Source organism: Falsiroseomonas sp. (assembly GCF_051859025.1).
GTDB lineage: Bacteria > Pseudomonadota > Alphaproteobacteria > Acetobacterales > Acetobacteraceae > Falsiroseomonas.
This window is the reverse complement of the sequence record NZ_JBHYGL010000002.1, coordinates 114,378-130,030: the sequence shown is the minus strand read 5'-3', so window position 1 is coordinate 130,030 and position 15,653 is coordinate 114,378. Positions and strand designations below refer to the sequence as shown.

At 68.2% G+C, this 15,653-nt stretch carries 12 protein-coding genes; 5 read left to right on the top strand and 7 right to left on the bottom strand.

What is annotated here, in order from left to right; genetic code table 11:
* Window positions 1-109: 109 nt before the first annotated feature.
* The 7 genes from ACTIE5_RS05930 to ACTIE5_RS05900 form a co-directional block, all read right to left on the bottom strand.
* Window positions 110-784, bottom strand: coding sequence for a DUF3313 family protein (locus ACTIE5_RS05930; RefSeq protein ID WP_092954371.1), 675 nt, complete (start codon window positions 782-784; stop codon window positions 110-112).
* 5 nt (window positions 785-789) lie between these two features.
* Entirely contained in the window at window positions 790-1,869 is a 1,080-nt protein-coding gene (locus ACTIE5_RS05925) for an ABC transporter ATP-binding protein (RefSeq protein WP_439548786.1), read from the bottom strand.
* Window positions 1,869-3,026, bottom strand: coding sequence for an ABC transporter permease DevC (gene devC, locus ACTIE5_RS05920; protein WP_439548785.1), 1,158 nt, complete (start codon window positions 3,024-3,026; stop codon window positions 1,869-1,871). Before devC ends, ACTIE5_RS05925 begins: the two co-directional genes overlap by 1 nt.
* Window positions 3,023-4,069 carry an HlyD family efflux transporter periplasmic adaptor subunit gene (locus ACTIE5_RS05915; RefSeq protein ID WP_439548784.1) on the bottom strand — a complete coding sequence of 349 codons (1,047 nt, stop codon included), beginning with the start codon at window positions 4,067-4,069 and terminating at the stop codon, window positions 3,023-3,025. Before ACTIE5_RS05915 ends, devC begins: the two co-directional genes overlap by 4 nt.
* Window positions 4,066-5,379 carry an ATP-binding protein gene (locus tag ACTIE5_RS05910; protein WP_439548783.1) on the bottom strand — a complete coding sequence of 438 codons (1,314 nt, stop codon included), beginning with the start codon at window positions 5,377-5,379 and terminating at the stop codon, window positions 4,066-4,068. Before ACTIE5_RS05910 ends, ACTIE5_RS05915 begins: the two co-directional genes overlap by 4 nt.
* Window positions 5,380-5,383: 4 nt before the next feature.
* Entirely contained in the window at window positions 5,384-6,142 is a 759-nt protein-coding gene (locus ACTIE5_RS05905; protein WP_439548782.1) for a response regulator, read from the bottom strand.
* Between the two features lie 1,024 nt (window positions 6,143-7,166).
* A complete protein-coding gene (locus tag ACTIE5_RS05900) occupies window positions 7,167-8,027 on the bottom strand; it encodes a transcriptional regulator (RefSeq protein WP_439548781.1) in 861 nt (286 codons plus the stop codon).
* A 150-nt stretch (window positions 8,028-8,177) separates the two neighbouring features.
* Between ACTIE5_RS05900 and ACTIE5_RS05895 the strand changes: the two genes are divergently transcribed.
* From ACTIE5_RS05895 to ACTIE5_RS05875, 5 genes are all read left to right on the top strand, one after another.
* Complete coding sequence (locus ACTIE5_RS05895; RefSeq protein ID WP_439548780.1) at window positions 8,178-8,534, top strand: hypothetical protein; 357 nt, start codon at window positions 8,178-8,180, stop codon at window positions 8,532-8,534.
* Between the two features lie 98 nt (window positions 8,535-8,632).
* Entirely contained in the window at window positions 8,633-9,235 is a 603-nt protein-coding gene (locus ACTIE5_RS05890; RefSeq protein WP_439548779.1) for a hypothetical protein, read from the top strand.
* A gap of 223 nt (window positions 9,236-9,458) precedes the next feature.
* Window positions 9,459-11,024, top strand: a complete 1,566-nt coding sequence (locus ACTIE5_RS05885) for a type I restriction-modification system subunit M (RefSeq protein ID WP_439548778.1) — start codon at window positions 9,459-9,461, stop codon at window positions 11,022-11,024.
* Window positions 11,021-12,211, top strand: a complete 1,191-nt coding sequence (locus ACTIE5_RS05880; protein ID WP_439548777.1) for a restriction endonuclease subunit S — start codon at window positions 11,021-11,023, stop codon at window positions 12,209-12,211. The genes ACTIE5_RS05885 and ACTIE5_RS05880 overlap by 4 nt, the downstream gene beginning before the upstream one ends.
* 4 nt (window positions 12,212-12,215) lie before the next feature.
* Complete coding sequence (locus tag ACTIE5_RS05875) at window positions 12,216-15,587, top strand: DEAD/DEAH box helicase family protein (protein WP_439548776.1); 3,372 nt, start codon at window positions 12,216-12,218, stop codon at window positions 15,585-15,587.
* Window positions 15,588-15,653: the final 66 nt, after the last annotated feature.

Genomic DNA, 15,653 nt, shown 5'->3' with positions numbered 1-15,653 from the left:
CTGCGTGCGGTCAACAGGGCCACCAGGCCACTCGCCGCCTATCTGGCCTGCAGATACCTACAGCGGATCACGCAGTGCTCGACAGGTGAGGCTTTTGCGACCGGCGCCGCTATACCTGCCTCGACAACTGTGCCTGTAGAAGGTCGGCTGCCAGGTCGAAGGCACGGCGCGCATGCCCGAAGCGGGTGACGTAGCCGGTCGGTGCCCATGGGACGCCGTTCGCATAGGTGACAACGGCGACAAGTCTGCTTCCGCTCGCGGCATCCACCGCCTCTATCTCCACGCTGGCGCCTCCGGGGTTGGGCGGCGGTATCCCCCCGGGCATACCCATGACCGCGAGCCCGATGCCCGCTGCCTGGACCGGCACATTGATCCACCAATTCGCACGGCGGGTGTTGGTGATGGCCGCCCGGATGCGCAGCACGCCTGGCGCCGGTGCCGCCTCATCGGCCGCCATCCGCGACCGCCCCAGCGCTGTCGCCAGACTACGCCGCAGCGCGTCCCGCAGTTCGGCGATCTCCGAATCGCCCCGTGCTGGTGCACCCTCGATGGGGCGCCAAACGATAGGGTCGAGCACGAAATGCGTGTATTCGCCGGGCCTGTAGGCGGGATCGACGAAAATGAGGTCCCGGGTGTTCGCCGCCGTGGGCGCCAGCGCCTCGTAATCCCCCAGGAAGCCAGTTCGCGTCACGCCCTGGCCGGCACAACCGCCCAGCGGCAACAGGGCGAGGAGGCCTCGTCGCGGCAGCATGAGTGCGGCCTGTCTCTGTTGTGTCATCGGCATGGCTTTCAGGGGCGGTTCAGCGTGAAGGCCAGCTGCCCATCCTCGTGGGCAGCGAGGCCGGCGCCGTTACGGCGGAGGCGGATGCAGCGGCGGCCCATCGGGAAGCCGAAGGCGATGCAGATGTCCCCGCCCTGGGCAGCCCAGCTGACCTCGCGCGACACCGGCCTCTCGATCCGCCCGGTGCCGTCAGGGCGGAGCGTCAACCTGATCTCGGCGCCGCCGGCACGCCGCGCGACCCAGGGCCTGCCGTCAGCCAGCACCGCGACCGCAGCCACGAGAGGCAGGTCATCCTCCGCCCTTGCCGGCGGCGCCAGCGAGAGCGACAGCAAGTTGGCGCACAGCGCCAGGGCGTTCGCCCGCGTGACCGACGGCTGGCCCATCGCATGCCCCGCCGCAGCCGGCGCCGCGGGCGCTGCGCCTCGCATCCGCCCATCCTCCATTGCCACGATCCGGTCAGCGAAGGCGTCGAGGCGTGGATCATGCGTCACGACGATGACCGTCGTGCCCCGGCGCCGCGCGAGGCGATGGATGGCCTCCATCACCTCGCCGCCGGTCTTGCCGTCCAAAGCACCGGTCGGCTCATCCGCCAGCAGCAAGGCAGGGCCGCCGACCATGGCGCGGGCCACCGCGACGCGCTGGCGCTGTCCGCCCGAAAGCTGGTCCTGCCGCCGATGCTCCAGCCCACCCAGGCCCACCTCGGCCAGGACGTCGAGGCACAGCGCTTCGGCATCAGAACGTCGCGACTGGCCGCGCGCCTCCAGCCCGATCATGACATTGCCCAGCGCCGTGAGGCTGCGATGCAGGTTGTGGTGCTGGAAGACGAAGCCTGTGCGCCGGCGGGACGCGACCCGCGCGGCCTCGTCCGCCTTGTGCAGGGGGTGGCCCAGCACATCGAGCGTGCCGCTCTGCACGGACCGCAGCGCGCCGACCAGGGTCAGCAGCGTCGTCTTCCCGCAGCCGGAGGGCCCGGTCAGGAACAGGATCTCACCGGTCTCGACAACCAGGTCGATGTCGGAGAGGGCAGCGCGGAGCGCGCCGCCATCGGGGTAGGTGTAGGACAGGCCGCGCGCGACGACGGACGGCATCAGAACACCTCCGCGGGGTCGGCCTTGCGGGCACGCCTGGTCGCCAGGGTGCCCGCCACCGCGCACATCGCCACGGTGGCGACGAAGACGATCGCTACGCGGTCGATCGGCATGCTGATCGGCATCGAGACGGCCCAGCGGATCGCTGCGTAGAGGATCAGGGCCAGGCCCAGCCCAGGCGGAAAGCCGAACATCGCGAGGATCGCGGATTGCTCGTAGACGATGGACAGGATCCGCCCGTTGCTGAAGCCCATCGCCTTGAAGGTGGCGTATTCCGCCATGTGTTCCTGCACATCTGCGGTCAGGATCTGCGCCACCACCATCGCGCCGACCAGCAGCCCAACCGCGGTGCCGAAGCCGAAGATGATGGCGATGGGGGAGTTGCGGATCATGAAGCCGCGGGTGTGCTGGACGAAGTCCTCCAGCGTCATCACTCGGCTGTCGGCGGGGTCCAGCACCGCTGACAGCCGCGCCTTCACCACAGCAGGGTCAGCGCCCGGCACCAGCCGCAGCAGCCCGATGCTCGGTGCGCCCGGATCACGGTTCACCGACAGTGCCTGGAAGGTATCGTCGGAGGTGATGAGCAGACCCTCATTCCCGAAGGACGCGCCGAGTCGGAAGTCCCCGATCACGGTCACGCGTCGGCCGCCCATCTCCGTCGTCCACTCCTGACCCTGGCGGAGGCCGTCCAGCACGCCGCGGTAGTCACCGCGCGCCCCCGAATCCAGCAGGATGGTCCCGGGCTGCGCCAGGCCGCGTTGCTGGCGCGTGATGTCGGGGTCACGGAAGGCGTCGAAATCGGGTCGGACGCCCATCAGCATCAGCGTCCCGCGTTCGCCATCCGGTTTCGTCCAGTCGCGGGTCGTGACGTAGAGCGCCTCGCCATCCGCCACGCCTTCGACACCCAGCGCCTGCATGAGGCGGCGTCGCGGGATCGTGCCCGAGGCGGCGACATCGCGCACGACGGGGCTGACCAGCACGAGGTCGGCCTTCAGCAGCCGATGCACCATCACCGTGGTGTCGAACACCATGTTCATGAAGCCGAGTTGCATGAACACCATCATCACCGCGGCCATCACACCGGCCAGCGCCATCACGAAGCGGCCTGGCTGATGCACCAGCTGCGCCCAGCCGAGCGCCGTGCGGCCGCGGATCACGGCACCGCCCCGAAAAAGGCTCGCACCTGCAGCCCCGTCAGCCCCGCGGCCAGCGCTGAACTGCGCGCATCCAGCGCCACCATCACTTCCACCACGCGGGCATCGAGTGTGGCGGCGGGGTCCTCCCGCACGATGGTCTGCCGCGCGACCCGCAACCCGATCGCTTCGACCGATCCGGCCAGGGGCTGGGGCAGGGCGCGGCTCGCGACCTGCACCGGCTGCCCCGGCCGGATGCCGGGCAGATCCGTCTCGAACACCTCAGCGCGCACGCGCATCCGGCGCAGGTCGCCCAGCAGCATGATGCCGTCACTCCCCGGCACCTCTCCGGGCCTGGTATTGATCCGCAGCACGGTGCCGTGGCTGGGCGCGCGGAGCGTCGCCATCTCTTGCTCGGCCTGCATCTGCGAGGCGCTGGCCCGCGCCATCTCGACCTCGCTCCTCAGCACGGCCTCCTCTAGCCGTCGTCCTTCCGCGTCGCGCACGCGCGCACGCGCTAGGGCGAGTTCGGCAGCAACTACCTTCTGCTCCGCCGAGTCGAGGGCCAGGCGCTTGTCGATCAACGCGGTGTCCCGATAGACGCCACCCTGACGGAGCCGGTTCATGCGCTCATGCTCCCACTTGGCACGATCGCGATTCGCCCGTTCCTGTTCCAGCGCGGATGCAAGGGAGGCCTCCTCCGCCTCCAGTTCCACCAGGCGCTGCGCGAGCCTCGCTTCCCGCTGCGTCAGCGTCACTTCCGCCTGTCGGACCTGGGCTACCAGCACCTGCACGTTGTCCATCAACGCAACCGCCTGACCCGCCTCGGCGACATCGCCCTCCCGCACCAGCAACTCGGCGATGCGCCCTGTCCTGCTGCCCTGCGGCGCCGCGAGCATGATCACGTCGCTCGCCGGCTCGATCCGGCCCAGCGCCACGCGGGAGGGCACGGCAGGGGCCGTTGGCGTGGGGGCCGGGTCGCCCACCGATGCCGAAGGCCCCTGAATCACGCCCAGGCCGAGCACGACACCGGTCGCGGCCAGCACGGCCATGCGGAGGCGGTTCAAGCGACCTCCATCGCCGGCAGGCGAAGTTCAGCTGCCAGCCCGCCGTCGCTGCGGTTGGTCAGCCGCAACTGGCCGCCATGCGCACGGGCGACGCTCGCCACGATGGCCAGGCCAAGGCCGAACCCATTGCCGTTCTTCTGCGGCCGCCGGAAGGCTTCCGTGATGTGCGGCAGGTCAGCTTCTGCGATGCCGGGGCCACGGTCCTCCACCACGATGCGGACGGCGCCCTCCTCCTCACGCAGGAGGAGGCGGCCACCGCGCGCATGCTTGCAGGCATTCTCGACGAGGTTGTTGAGCGCCCGTTCGAGCGCCACGGGCTGTGCCCGGACAACCAGATGCAGCGGGCCGTCATAGGCCACGTCGAAACCCGCATCAGCAAACTGATCGCAGACGGTGCTGGCCAGGGCCGCGATGTCCAGCGCCTCCAGCGGTTCCTGTCGCAGATCCGCTTCCAGCAGCGCCATGGACGAACTGACGATCCCCTCCATCAGCACCAGGTCGGCGCCGAGCGCCTGCCGCAGCCGCACGTCCTGCACCGTCTCCACCCGGAGCCGGAGGCGTGTCAGCGGGGTGCGCAGGTCGTGGCTCACGCCGGCCATGATCTTCGCCCGCTCGGCCACATCCTCCCGCAGCCGTTCGAGGAGACCGTTCATGGCCCGCCCGAGCCGACGCACCTCCAGAGCCCCGCCTTCCGGCACTCTTACCTGGAGGCCGGCCGCCTCGATCGCCGATGCGGCGCGCGCTAGCCGATCGAGTGGCCGCGTCATCCAGTAGGCGACCCAGAGCATCACGAGCAGCAGCGGCACGCCGATCAGGAGAACCCCCAGCGTCGGCGGCAGCAGGAAGCTCGGGATCACGTTGCGCATCCGCGGCTCGCCGATCGCGAAGCGGGTCACCTCCCCATCACTGAAGTCGATCGTCACCACGACGCCACGGCTGGACCATGCCTGCGGGGCTGCCATCACCGTGGCATGCGCAGCGATGGCGCGCTCCGCCAGGCGTTCGTTCAGCGCGCGGGTCAGGACCGTGTCGATCCAGCCATCGGCAGGCGGCGCGTTCGGGTCCTGCAAGTCGAACGCCTGCCCGGCGGCGCGTCGCAACAGGTCGGGCCGCGCATCCGGTGGCGTATGGCGCAGGAACTCGGCCGTGGTCGCCACATCCGCCGCGAAGGCGCGGACAGAACCCGGCACGGCACTGCCCGGCGACAGCAGCAGCCAGGCGAAGAGGGCCAGGATGTTCGACCCGATCGTCGCCAGGGCGACGATGCATCCGACCTGCCGCGCGGTGGTCGCCATCAGGAATCGCAGCATGTCGCTACGACCCGGCCGGCTGGGTGCGGACCGGCTGCGTGAAGACGTATCCACCGTGGCGGACGGTCTCGATCAACGTGGGGCTTTGCGGGTCGGGCTCGATCTTGCGGCGCAACCGACTGATGGCGACGTCGATCGACCGGTCCAGCGGCTCCGCATTCCGGCCGTGCAGCTTCATCGCGATCTGGTCGCGGGACAGGACCATCTGTGGGTGGCGCATGAAGATGACGAGGAGACCCAGTTCCGTCGCTGTCAGGGCAACTCGGGCGCCCTGCGCGTCATGAAGCGCCCGACGCCGGAGATCGAGCCGGAAGCCCTCCGCCTCCAGCACTTCCTGCGCGGCCTCCGCCCGCCGTTCGACCAGCGCATGCCGCCGCATGACGGCGCGGATGCGCGCCAGCAATTCCTCTGGCGCGAAGGGCTTCACCAGATAATCGTCAGCGCCCGTATCCAGGCCCTTCACACGGTCCAACTGGCTGCCGAGCGCGGACACGACGATGATGGGTATCGCCTGCGTCTCGGGCGTGCTGCGCAGTCGCCGACAGATGGTCAGGCCGTCGACATCCGGCAGCATGATGTCCAGCAGGATGAGGTCGGTGCTCTGCATGCGGAGGACGCGCTGCAACTGCCGGTCCGTGCTGGCGCGGGTGACGCTGATGCCATTCTGCGTCAGGAAGCTGGAGACGAGCAGGGCGATCTCTCGGTCATCCTCGACGACAACGACGTGACAAGCCTGGTCATGGCTGGAGGGAAAGGTGTCCATATCCTGCGGCCGTATCTGCATGCCGGCACTGTAGCGGCACGTCCAGGCGATGGCTCACGGGCATTCGTTTCAATAGTTTTCAGGCGTTCAGCGCCAGCTGATGCCGGGGCCAAACAGGGCGTGTTCAGCCGCATCGTCGCGGCGCTGGCCGGCTGGACCGGTGAGCCTGATCGGCTGACCCTCGACAGCACCCCCTGAAGGCACACCGCATGGCTGGCTGAACCGGAAGCGGCACGCCGCCTGCGACGACCACGACCGCACCGTCGTCATGATGCTCTCGGCGGGTCGGATGAACGGCCAGAAAGGCGCCCACATCCTCCCCCGCTGCTACCGCCCCGGCGCCAGGGCCTCGACGTCACCCACCACCCCGCGCTTTATCCCGGCCTGTGCACTGCCGATGACCGCGGTGATCGCCATGGCAGTCTGCGTGCGCCTTACTGCCCCTCGGCCAGAACGGGATCACCGCCGCGCTGTCTGCCGCCGGCACTGCAGGCGGTGTGCTGGACGACGATGATCTTCCTGGCGGCCGCTCCCGAGCCGCGAACACCACGAGTCCGGCACACATCCAAGCCTTCGCACACGAATATCGGTGCATCAGATGACCGACAGCGCTATAATTGAGGTGCGGACCAGGTCCCGTGCGACACCCAGAGCAGGACGCACGAGCAGGGAGTTCCCTAGCTGCACTATTTCCGCGTTGGTCGGCATGACGGCAGCGACGCGGATCTTATTGCCGACTGTGGGGTCTCCTCAACGGCAAAGCCCGGTCCGAAAGGTGCGAGGGCGAGGAGCGCAGGGTGTCCTATCTGCGTAAGTTGGCACCAAGGCGGCAGGCCGACACGCCATGCCGCTGCCAAAGCGAGGGGCAGCTCCAGACGAGGGCAGCAACATTCGCGAAGGCATAGGGACTGCCCTCGCTTTAAGCGGGGGTAGTCTTCCTATGCCTTCAGCTCAGGGCTTTTCTCCACCGAGGGGGCCATTGATAGGCGCGCGAGGCGTTGCGCAGCATCGTCCTGGCCGCCGCTCAACGCTGTTCCACATCGCCACCCTGGAACCTGGCCTTGGGTCCCTCCAGGACCTCGACCAGCTCCGCCCTGTTCGCCACCTCCACCAGCCCATCCTCACGGTCCAGGCGCATGCGCCGCAGGAACAGCCACAGCAGCGCCGCCCGCACCTCCAGGCGGGCCTCTCCCCCCACCATCTGGTAGTCGGCCTCGATCACCCGCCGCTGGCCTTCGCTCAGCCTCCCAGCGGGCCGCAGCCGCACCGACACCACGCGCTCCCAGACCTCATCCACCGGCGCCGCACCCGCGGGCCTCTCACCGTCAAAAGCCACCATGCGGGGGAACAGCATGTCCTCATGCCGCCCGGCATCGTGGTTCCAGGCGCGCAGGTGCCACCGCACGCCGTCGCTGCCGAACGCCATGGGCGAGATCCATCGCCAGGACGGCTCCGGCTGGTCCATCGTCTGATACAGCACCCGCAGCGCCAGGCCGGCCCGCTTGGCCTGCACCACCCGCCGTAGCACCCAGGGGTCCACCCTCCGCTCCGGCCGCGGCGTCACCACGACCGGCAGGGGGCGCGCCTCCTCTGCCCCCGCATCCAGCAGCCAGGCCTCGGCGCTCGGCTCCCCGAACAGCGGCCGAAAGCCCTCCTCCGCCAGGTAGGCCTTCTCCCGCGTGTCGTAGCGCAGGTTGCCCGGCGCCCGGGCCTGGTAGTCCCGCAGGTCATTCGTCGCCTGCGGGACCGAGATGCCGAAGCGCCGGATCAGCTCCGACCGGTTCACCCGCCCATCCCAGAACGCCGCCTGGTCAATCGCGCGCAGCCGCGCCTCCTGGCTCCAGCGGAGGTCGTGCGAGGCAGGCGTGGGCGGAGCGTCAGTCATGTCCGCATAAAAACTACGTTGACCCTTCGATACAATACGAATAAAAAATATGCGGACCCATCGTCATCCCTGGAGCCGTCCATGCCACGCGCATCGCCCGCCCTGACCCCTAGCGCCAACCCCGATTGCACGGAGACCCTCCACACCTCCATGTCCCGCCGATACGCCCCCAGCCTGCCTGACAGCCGCCTGGTCGCTCTCTGCCGCGCCGCCTGTGCCGCCAATCCGGGCCTCGCTGCCCCCTTCCTCGCGACCTACTGGACCGAGGAGCACATCGACCGGACGGCCTTCGCCGCCGCCTCCCTCGCCGCCGAGATCGGCGACATCGCAGCGCAAGCGGTCGAGCCCACCGCCGCCGTCATGGCCCAGCGCCTGACGGTCCTCCTGACGGAAGCGCGGTTGCTTGGCGGCGGTCGCAACAGTCTCGCGGAACACCTCACCGGTCGCGCGGGCCGACACCAGGACCGCCTGCACGCCATCACCACCCCAGACGAAACGTCGGGCTGATCGATCGCGCGGACACGCCGCGCCGCCCCAGCCACCCCAAGCCCAATGACCCACCCAACACGCCGGCCCTCCGGCGTGAACGAAGGACCGCGCCCATCATGATTGCGAAGCTTTATCGATTTGCAGCGCTGCTTCTCCTGGCCTTCGGGCTGCCCGCCTGCGCCACCATCACCACCGGAACCACCCAGACCATCTCGGTCCTCACCGAACCGCCCGGCGCCGCCTGCACCATGACCCGCGACGGCACGATCATGGGCGTGGTGAATCCCACCCCTGGCACCGTCTCCCTCAGCAAGTCGTCCCGCGACATCGCCATCCGCTGCACCCGGGCCGGCAACCTGCCCGGCGTGCAGACCATCACGCCCCAGTTCCAGGGCATGACCGCCGGCAACATCCTGCTCGGCGGCTTCATCGGCCTGGCGGTGGACGCGGCCTCCGGCGCCATGAGTCGCTATCCCGAAAACGTGATCGTCAGCCTCCCGCCCGAAACCTTCGCCAGCGAGGGCAGCCGCGAGGCCTTCTTCACCACCCGCATCGCCGACACCCGCCGCCTGTTCGATGAACGCCTGACCGCCGCCCGAAGCGCCTGCGGCACGGACACCCAGGCCTGCGAGACTCGCATCCAGGCGCTCAACCGGGAACGGGATGACGAATTGGCCCTGCTGGAACGCCAGCGCACCACTGCACGGGTCTCGCCCTGACCTGGCGCTGCCCGGAACCGCGCCGCTGGCCCCTGGTCAAACGGCGCGCGCCCCGGCACCATATTGGATGACATGCGGAACGATCATCAGCGCGCCGGCGCATCCGGCACCGCCAACCTGCCTGCCACGCCGCCCCTCACCCGGCCATCCGGCACGGCCCCATAGCGCACTCTCAGCGCTGACATGCGCCTGACCGCCCACCCCGATATTTCAGGACTTGCTGATGCTCACCGGCGAACTCCGCAGCCAGATCGACCGCATCTGGGACAGTTTCTGGACCGGCGGGATCTCCAACCCGCTGGAGGTCATGGAGCAGATCACCTACCTGCTCTTCATCCGCCGCCTCGATGAGCTCCACACGCTGGAGGAACGCAAGGCCGCGCGCCTGCGCCGCCCCATGGACCGCCGCATCTTCCCCGAAGGCCTGAGCGGCGAGGGCCGCAAGGCCCGCCCCTTCGATGACCTCCGCTGGTCCCGCTTCCGCAACCTGGCGTCGGCGGAGATGTTCGCCGTGGTCGGGGAGCATGTCTTCCCCTGCCTCCGCACGCTTGGCGGGGATGGATCGACCTATTCCCACCACATGCGCGACGCCCGCTTCACCATCCCCACCCCTGCCCTGCTCTCTCGCGTCGTGGACATGCTGGAAGCGGTGCCGATGGAGGATGCGGACACCAAGGGCGACATCTACGAATACATGCTCGGCAAGATCGCGACCGCCGGGCAGAATGGCCAGTTCCGCACGCCCCGCCACCTCATCCAGTTGATGGTGGAGATGGCGGCGCCGACGCCGCGGGACATCATCGTGGACCCCGCCAGCGGCACCTGCGGCTTCCTCGTCGCCGCGGCCGAATACCTGCGCCAGCACCACCCGGCCGTGCTGCATGACGATGCCGCCCGCGCCCATTTCCACGGCCAGGGCAAGCTCGGCGGCGCGTTCCACGCCTTCGATTTCGACAGCACCATGCTGCGCATCGGCAGCATGAACATGCTGCTGCATGGGGTGGAGAACCCCGATGTGCGCTACCGCGACAGCCTGGCGCAGGACCATGCGGAGGATGCGGACCGCTACACCCTGGTCCTCGCCAACCCGCCCTTCGCGGGGTCGCTGGACACGGAGACGGTGGCGAAGGACCTGACCGCCATCGTCAAGACCCGCAAGACGGAGCTGCTGTTCCTGGCGCTGTTCCTGCGCCTGCTGAAGCCCGGCGGCCGCGCGGCGGTGGTGGTGCCGGATGGCGTGCTGTTCGGATCCTCCAAGGCGCATAAGGAACTGCGCCGCATGCTGGTGGAGGACCACAAGCTGGACGGCATCGTCAGCCTGCCGAGCGGCGTCTTCCGCCCCTATGCCGGCGTGTCCTGCGCCATCCTGTTCTTCACCCGCACGGATAGCGGCGGCACGGATGGCGTGTGGTTCTACGACATGCTGGCCGATGGCTTCTCCCTCGACGACAAGCGCACGCCACTGCTGCCGGAGGGCAGGCTCGGCCCCGTGCCGAGGGAGGCGCTGGCGGAAGCCGAACTCGCCACCCGCAACAACCTGCCCGACGTGCTGGCCCGCTGGCGCCGGCGCGATGGCGAGGAACGCGACCGCCCCCGCACGGCGCGCAGCTTCGTGGTGCCGAAGGCGGAGATCGTGGCGGCGGGCTGGGACCTCTCCATCAACCGCTACAAGGAAGTGGTGCGGGAGGAGACGGCGCACCGATCGCCGCGGGAAATCCTGGCGGAGCTTCGCAAGCTGGAGGCGGAGATAAGCGACGGGATGGCGCGGCTGGAGGGGATGCTGTCGTGAAAGGGTGGCCGACGATGCGGCTGGACGAGTGTTGCGACATCATCTCCGGCGCAACGCCCAGCACATCGGTCCCAGGCTATTGGGATGGCGACATCCACTGGGCCACGCCTAGGGACCTCGCTGACCTCGAAGGACCGCATATCACGGGCACGCCTCGAAGGATCACCCAGGCGGGGCTGGACGCCTGCGCGGCAACAGTGCTGCCGGAGGGTTCGGTGCTGTTCAGTTCCCGAGCACCGATTGGCCATGTAGCGATCAACACCGTGCCCATGGCCACGAACCAGGGCTTCAAGAGCTTTATCCCGAAGCCCGACCGGATGAAGTCGGGCTACCTCTATCACTGGCTTCGCTGCAACCGCGCCTACCTCGAAAGCCTCGGCAACGGCGCGACGTTCAAGGAAGTCTCGAAGGCGGTCGTTGCCCGTATCGAAGTTCCAGTTCCTCCACTCGACGAACAGCGCCGCATCGCCGCCATCCTCGATGAGGCCGACGCGCTGCGGGCGAAGCGGCGGGCGGCGCTGGCGCAACTCGACGAGATGGCGCAGGCGATATTTGTGGAGATGTTCGGTCCGCCACCATACGGGACGCTGCTCCGGCTGCGCGATTGCGTCGAAGACTTTCGCTACGGAACGTCGAACAAATCTGGTGAAGGTGGCTATCCCACTCTTCGAATCCCGAACGTCATCGGCGGCGGTGTTGACATCTCAGACCTGAAGACGGTGGAGGTGACAGATGCAGAGTTTAGCCGTCTGAGACTGCGCGGCGGCGATGTGCTGTTTGTCCGCACGAATGGAAATCCTGAGTATGTCGGCCGTTGCGCCCGCGTGCCGGACAATCTGGGCGATTCTCTCGGACTAGATGCCTCTCGCTTTATCTACGCATCATATCTGATCCGCGCCCGGCTTACCTCTGCCATCGATCCGGATTTTCTCTGTGCATTCCTGAGCATGGGCGTCGGTCGAAAAGAGGTCCGTGAGCATGCAAAGACGTCTGCCGGCCAGTTCAACATCAACGTCGATGGCCTCGGTGCGCTTCGGATTCCCGCTGCCGACATTGCTCAGCAAAAGGAGTTTGCGGCTCGCCTTCGCAGTCTCGATGGCGCGCGTGATATGCACCTGAAACAAGCATCTGCTCTCGAATCTCTCTTCGTCTCCCTCCAGCACCGCGCCTTCCGAGGGGAACTCTGACCCCATGACCCAATTCGGCTTCCTCCAACCCGAGTGGCCGGACCTGCATGGCGCCATCACGCGCGCCGAATCCTTGGCGCGCGGCGATCCCCGCGCCTGCGCCTTCTACGCCCGCCGCTTCCTCGAACTCGCCATGGCCTGGCTCTACCGGGCAGACCGGCGCCTCGCCGCGCCCTATACGGACAAGCTGGCGGCACTGATCGATGAACCCGGCTTCCGCGCCATCGCCGGGGACGCCATCTACCACAAGGCGCGATGGCTGAAGGATGCCGGCAACAGCGCCGTGCACAGCGCCAAGCCCTTCACCGAAGCCGATGCCCGCGCCGTCATGCGGGAGGCCTTTCATCTGTCCTTCTGGCTGGCCCGCAGCTACGCCCGCGGCGCCCGCCCGGCCGACAGCCTCGCCTTCGATCCCGCGCTGCTGCCGCCGCCCACGGCGGACATCGTCCGCCGCAGCCTCGCCCAGATCCGCCAGATGGCGACGGAGATGGAGGCGAAGGACCAGGCGCTGAAGGAAGCCCTCGCCGCCAAGGCCTCGCTGGATGAGGAAGTGCGGGCGCTGCGCGCCGAAATCGCCGAAGCCCTCGCCGCCAACAGCCGGAAGCCCGACACGCATGACTATGGGGAGGCCGCGACCCGCGATCTCTTCATCGACAAGCTGCTGGCGGAAGCCGGGTGGGACGCGCAGGCCCCGGGGGTGGCAGAGGTGCCCCTGCGCGGCATGCCCACGCCATCCGGCACCGGCTATGCCGACTATGTGCTGTGGGGCGCGGATGGGAAGCCGCTGGCCGTGGTGGAAGCCAAGGCCACGCGCCACGACCCCGGCCGCGGCCAACACCAGGCGAAGCTCTACGCCGACGCGCTGGAAGCCATGCACGGCCAGCGCCCCGTCATCTTCCTGACCAATGGCTATGAGCATTGGATCTGGGACGACACCCAGCACCCGCCGCGCGAAGTCCAGGGCTTCTACCGCCGCGATGAGCTGGATCTGCTGATCCAGCGCCGCACCACCCGCCGCCGCCTGGCGGATGCCCCGGTGAATGAGGCGATCGTCGGCCGCCCCTACCAGACCCGCGCCATCCGCCGCATCGCCCAGGCCTTCGAGGATGAGCACCGCCGCAAGGCGCTGGTGGTCATGGCGACGGGGTCGGGCAAGACCCGCACCGTGATCGCGCTGTGCGACCTGCTGATGCGCTGCAACTGGGCCAAGCGCATCCTCTTTCTGGCCGATCGCGTGGCGCTGGTGAACCAGGCCGTCAGCGCCTTCAAGACCCACCTGCCGGATGCCGCGCCGGTCAACCTCATCACCGACCGCGCCAGCCAGGGCCGCGTCTACGTCTCCACCTATCCCACCATGATGTCGCTGATCGAGGAGATGGGCGAAGGCGGCCGCCGCTTCGGCCCCGGCCATTTCGACCTGATCGTGGTGGATGAGGCGCATCGTTCGATCTACCGCCGCTACCGCGCCATCTTCCGCTGGTTCGACAGCCTGTTGGTGGGCCTGACGGCGACGCCGAAGGACGAGATCGACCACAACACCTACAGCATGTTCGACCTCGACACCCATGTCCCGACGGATGCCTACCCGCTGCAGGACGCCGTGGCCGATGGCTACCTGGTGCCGATGCGCGCCATCTCCGTCCCCCTGAAGTTCCAGCGCCAGGGCATCCGCTACGACGATCTGACGGAGGAGGAGAAGGAACGCTGGGACGAGGCGGAGTGGGAGGAAGACCCGCCCGAGGGCGTGGAGGCCGAGGCCATCAACACCTGGCTGTTCAACCAGGACACGGTGGACAAGGTGCTGGAGCACCTGATGACGAAAGGCCTGACGGTCGAAGGCGGGGATCGCCTGGGCAAGACCATCATCTTCGCCCGCAACCACAACCACGCCGTCTTCATCCAGAAGCGCTTCGACGCGAACTACCCGCACCTCAAGGGGCATTTCGCCCAGGTCATCGACAACCAGGTGTCCCACGCGCAGTCACTCATCGATGACTTCTCCGCCCCCGCGAAGTCGCCGCACATCGCCATCAGCGTGGACATGCTGGACACCGGCATCGATGTGCCGGAGGTCGTGAACCTGGTCTTCTTCAAGCTCGTGCGGTCCCGCACGAAGTTCTGGCAGATGGTCGGCCGCGGCACACGGTTGAGGCCGGACCTGTTCGGGCCGGGGGAGGACAAGAAATTCTTCCAGGTCTTCGACTTCTGCCAGAACCTGGAGTTTTTCTCGAAGGACGCGAAGACGGTGGAGGCGAGCGCCGCGGAGAGCATCTCTGCCCGCCTCTTCCGCGCCCGGCTGGACGTGATCGCCGGCGTGGATGCGCGGGTGAAGGCCGGCACCGCGGCGGAGGCCGAGGGCGCGCTGCGCGCCGATGTGGCGAAGCTGCTGCATGCCGAGGTGGCAGCGATGAACATCGACAACTTCGTCATCCGCCCCCATCGCAAGCTGGTCGAGACCTACGCGAAGCCCGAGGCGTGGGAGGTGCTGGACGTGGGGGCCCGCGACGCCCTCGCCGCCACCATTGCCGGCCTGCCGACCCAGCAGGATGCCGAGAAGCTGGAGGCCAAGCAGTTCGACCTGCTGATGCTGAACCTCCAGCTCTGCATCCTCGCCGCCCGCCCCGGCTTCGCGGCCTGGAAGGACCGCGTGGTGGCGGTGGGGGAGGCGTTGGCGGAGAACAAGGCGATCCCCGCCATCGCCGCCGAGATGGAGCTGATCCTCGCCGTCCAGACCGAGGCCTGGTGGCAGGACATTACGGTGCACGAGCTGGAGCAGGCCCGCCGCCGCCTGCGCAGCCTGGTGCACCTGATCGAGAAGCGTCGCCGCGCCATCCTCTACACCAACTTCCAGGACGAGATCGGCGATGGGCAGGAGGTGGTGTTCGAGACCATGGCCACCGCCGATGGCTTCGCGAAGTTCAAGGACAAGGTGCGCCACTTCCTGAAGGCGCATGAGGACCACGTCACCATCCACAAGCTCCGCACCAACCGCCAGCTGACGCCGACGGACCTGGCGGAGCTGGAGCGGATGTTGCTGGAGAGCGGGGTCGGCTCGCCCGCGGAGGTCGAGAAGGCGAAAGCCGATAGTGCCGGCCTGGGCCTTTTCGTGCGCACGCTGGTCGGCCTGGACCGCAGCGCAGTTCAGGAAGCACTGGCTGGCTTCATGGCAGGCCGCACGCTGACCGCGAACCAGATCACCTTCCTCGACATGCTGATCGAGAACCTCACCGCGGCCGGCGTGATCGATCAGAGCCGGCTGTATGAGGCGCCCTATACGCGCTTCAGCCCCTATGGCGTCGAGGGCCTGTTCCAGGACGCCGAAGTGGAACAGCTGATCGGGGTGCTGGAGCAGGTGCGGCTCAGTGCGGTCGCATGATGCAGACGGAGGCGTCGTCGGACATGAGCAAGATCTCGGTCGCCATCGCGTATGACTTCGACGGCA

What these genes read in the sequence shown, in the direction of transcription:
- ACTIE5_RS05930 (WP_092954371.1), bottom strand. Translation starts at nt 784, where the DNA reads ATGCCGATGACACAACAGAGACAGGCCGCACTCATGCTGCCGCGACGA.
- ACTIE5_RS05925 (WP_439548786.1), bottom strand. Translation starts at nt 1,869, where the DNA reads ATGCCGTCCGTCGTCGCGCGCGGCCTGTCCTACACCTACCCCGATGGC.
- ACTIE5_RS05910 (WP_439548783.1), bottom strand. Translation starts at nt 5,379, where the DNA reads ATGCTGCGATTCCTGATGGCGACCACCGCGCGGCAGGTCGGATGCATC.
- ACTIE5_RS05905 (WP_439548782.1), bottom strand. Translation starts at nt 6,142, where the DNA reads ATGGACACCTTTCCCTCCAGCCATGACCAGGCTTGTCACGTCGTTGTC.
- ACTIE5_RS05900 (WP_439548781.1), bottom strand. Translation starts at nt 8,027, where the DNA reads ATGACTGACGCTCCGCCCACGCCTGCCTCGCACGACCTCCGCTGGAGC.
- ACTIE5_RS05895 (WP_439548780.1), top strand. Translation starts at nt 8,178, where the DNA reads ATGTCCCGCCGATACGCCCCCAGCCTGCCTGACAGCCGCCTGGTCGCT.
- ACTIE5_RS05890 (WP_439548779.1), top strand. Translation starts at nt 8,633, where the DNA reads ATGATTGCGAAGCTTTATCGATTTGCAGCGCTGCTTCTCCTGGCCTTC.
- ACTIE5_RS05885 (WP_439548778.1), top strand. Translation starts at nt 9,459, where the DNA reads ATGCTCACCGGCGAACTCCGCAGCCAGATCGACCGCATCTGGGACAGT.
- ACTIE5_RS05875 (WP_439548776.1), top strand. Translation starts at nt 12,216, where the DNA reads ATGACCCAATTCGGCTTCCTCCAACCCGAGTGGCCGGACCTGCATGGC.